The sequence below is a fragment of the Streptomyces sp. SID486 genome (genome assembly GCF_009865385.1).
Lineage (GTDB): Bacteria > Actinomycetota > Actinomycetes > Streptomycetales > Streptomycetaceae > Streptomyces.
This window is the reverse complement of record NZ_WWJT01000311.1, coordinates 1-2,368: the sequence shown is the minus strand read 5'-3', so window position 1 is coordinate 2,368 and position 2,368 is coordinate 1. Positions and strand designations below refer to the sequence as shown.

Annotated in this window: 2 protein-coding genes; both read left to right on the top strand. The window is 72.5% G+C overall.

The features are described 5' to 3' along the window. Nucleotides 1-924: non-ribosomal peptide synthetase (locus GT045_RS14600; protein WP_161334430.1), on the top strand; the 924-nt coding region annotated here is incomplete at its 5' end. After that, the coding region (locus tag GT045_RS14595) for a condensation domain-containing protein (RefSeq protein ID WP_345942651.1) at nt 921-2,368 on the top strand (1,448 nt) is incomplete at its 3' end. The genes GT045_RS14600 and GT045_RS14595, both read left to right, overlap by 4 nt.

Sequence of the window (2,368 nt, the reverse complement as noted above, 5' to 3'; positions counted from 1 at the left end):
ACCGAGACCACCACCTTCGCCGCCACCCACCACATCACCCACCCCTACGACCACACCGGCCCCCTCCCCATCGGCGAAGCCCTCGACAACCACCGCCTCTACGTCCTCGACCCCGCCCTACGACTCGTCCCCCCCGGCACCCCCGGCGAGCTCTACATCGCCGGCACCGGACTCGCCCAGGGCTACCTCGACCGCCCCTCCCTCACCGCCGACCGCTTCGTCGCCGACCCCTACGGCCCCCCCGGCACCCGCATGTACCGCTCCGGCGACCTCGTCCGCTGGAACGAACACGGCTCCCTCGAATACCTCGGCCGCGCCGACCAACAAGTCAAACTCCGCGGCTTCCGCATCGAGCCCGGTGAGATCGAGACGGTACTGGCGGGGCACCCGGCCGTCGGCCAGGCCGTCGTCACCGTCCGCGAGGACCGGCCCGGCGACAAGCGCCTCGTCGCCTACCTCACGGCTCAGGACGGTGCGCGGGTCGACGTCGAGGACGTGAAGCGGCGGACCGCGGGGCTGCTGCCGGAGTACATGGTGCCGTCGGCGCTGGTGCTGCTGGACGCGATCCCGCTGACCGGCAACGGCAAGGTGGACCGCAAGGCCCTGCCCGCGCCCGCTGTCTGCGCGGAGGCCGCCCCCGGGCGCGCGCCCCGCACCCCCAAGGAAGAGGTGTTGTGCGGGCTGTTCGCCGAGGTCCTCGGCCTGCCCTCCGTCACCGTCGACGACCACTTCTTCCACCTCGGCGGCCACTCCCTGCTCGCCACCCGGCTCGTGGGCCGGATCCGCACCGTACTGGGGGTCGAGATCTCCGTGGCGACCCTCTTCGAACACCCGATCGTGGCAACGCTCGTCGAGAAGCTCGACGGCGCCGAGGCCGCTAGGCCCAAACTGCGGCCGATGCGCCGGATGGGAGCGACCAAGTGATCCCCTTGTCCTTCGCCCAGCAGCGTCTGTGGTTCATCGCGCAGATGGAGGGCCCCTCGACGACCTACAACATCCCGCTGGCCGTCCGGCTGACCGGTGCGCTCGACCGCGGGGCGCTGAAGTCGGCGCTCACCGACGTGATCGCCCGGCACGAGAGCCTGCGGACGCTCTTCCCGGACCGCAACGGAACGCCGTACCAGCACATCCTGGGCGAGGAGGAGGTGGAGTTCGAGCTGCCGGTGGTGCCGGCGACCGGTGAGACGCTGGCGGCCGTCATGGCCGAGCAGTCCGCGCAGGTCTTCCACCTCGCGGTGGACCTGCCGATACGGGCGCGGCTGATCACCCTCGGCGAGCAGGAGCACGTCCTGCTGGTGGTGATGCACCACATCGTCAGCGACGGCGGTTCGACCGCCCCGCTCCTCGCCGACCTGGCCGCCGCCTACGGGGCGCGCGCCCAGGGGCTGGCACCCGACTGGGAGCCGCTGCCGGTGCAGTACGCCGACTACACGCTGTGGCAGCAGGAGCTGCTCGGCGAGGCCGACGACCCGGACAGCGCCGGTTCACGGCAACTCGCCTTCTGGCACGAGGCGCTGGCGGACCTGCCGGAGGAGGCCACGCTCCCCGCCGACCGGCCCCGCCCGGCCGCCGCCTCCTACCGCGGCGGTCTGTGCACCGACCACCTGCCGGCCGAGCTGCACACCGGACTGACCCACCTGGCCCGGGAGTCGGGGGCCACCCTGTTCATGGCGGTGCAGGCGGCGGTCGCGACCGTGCTGTCCCGCTCCGGGGCCGGACCCGACGTCCCGCTCGGCTCGCCGGTCTCCGGCCGGATCGACGAGGCGCTGGACGGCCTGGTCGGCTTCTTCGTCAACACCCTCGTGCTGCGCACCGACCTGAGCGGCGACCCGAGCTTCCGCGAGCTGCTCGACCGGGTGCGCAGGACCGACCTGGCCGCCTGGAACCACCAGGACCTGCCCTTCGACCGGCTGGTCGAGGTGCTCAACCCGGAGCGGTCCGCCTCCCGGCACCCCCTGTTCCAGGTGATGCTCACCCTGGGCGAGGCCGGTTCGGACACGGTCGGCTTCCCCGGCCTGGACGCCCGGACCGAGTACAACGAGCTGCAGATCGCCAAGTTCGACCTGACCTTCGGCTTCGCCGAGCACCGCACCCGGGACGGGCGCCCGCACGGCCTGGACATCACCATCGAGTACGCCACCGACCTGTACGAGGCCCGTACGATCGACGCCCTCATGGCCCGGCTGCGGCGGCTGCTGGAGTCGGTGCTGACCTCGCCGGACACTCCGCTGTCCGTTCTCGACCTGCTCGGTGAGCACGAGCGCCGGCAGCTCCTGGAGGAGTGGGCGGGACCGGTCACCGGTACCCCGGACGCGAGCCTGGCCGAGCTGTTCTCCGCGCAGGCCGCCCGCACCCCGGACGCGGTCGC